Here is a 532-nt window from a genome sequence, read left to right as displayed (position 1 = left end):
CTGCCGACGACCTTGTCCAGGATTGCCTCGAGCGGGCGCTTGTGCGGCTCGACAACTGGCAGACAGGAGAAAGCCCCCGGAGGTGGCTGTTTACGATCATGCATCATTTGTTCATCGACCAGATGCGCAAGGTGAACCGCCGCGGCGAGGCGGCGATGTTGCCGCTGGAGGCGGGCGAGGCCGTTGCCCAGCCGGCAGAGCAGGTGGAGAGTATCGCCTCGCGCGAGATCATCGACGCGTTGCAGGCGATCAGCCCCGATCGACGCGCAGCTCTTGTCATGGTTGCCATCGAAGGTTTTTCCTATGCCGAAGCCGCCAACATTCTGGGCGTCCCCGCTGGCACGCTGATGTCGCGCATTGCGCGCGGGCGTGAGGAATTGCGTGGTTTGCTGGACGATACGGCGCGTCGCCGCGCGATAAGGATCGTCGAGAAATGATCCGCCGCGACTTTTCCGAACGGGACATCCACATGGCGCTCGATGGCGAGCTGCCTGCAGACGAGCGCGCCGCTTACGACGCCTGGCTCGACGCC

Annotated in this window: 1 protein-coding gene and 1 pseudogene; both read left to right on the top strand. The window is 64.1% G+C overall.

The genetic code is table 11. The annotated features are described in order from the left end of the window. Positions 1–437: RNA polymerase sigma factor (locus ENZ75_RS33800; RefSeq protein ID WP_164888280.1), on the top strand; the 437-nt coding region annotated here is incomplete at its 5' end. Then, positions 434–532: pseudogene (locus ENZ75_RS35530) on the top strand (anti-sigma factor); the annotation flags it as partial. The gene ENZ75_RS33800 and the pseudogene ENZ75_RS35530, both read left to right, overlap by 4 nt.

This window comes from Mesorhizobium sp. M7A.F.Ca.CA.002.04.1.1 (assembly GCF_004022805.1).
Taxonomy (GTDB): Bacteria; Pseudomonadota; Alphaproteobacteria; order Rhizobiales; family Rhizobiaceae; genus Mesorhizobium; species Mesorhizobium ciceri.
Note: the sequence above shows the minus strand (reverse complement) of the source record. Positions and strands in the feature narration are given on the sequence as shown.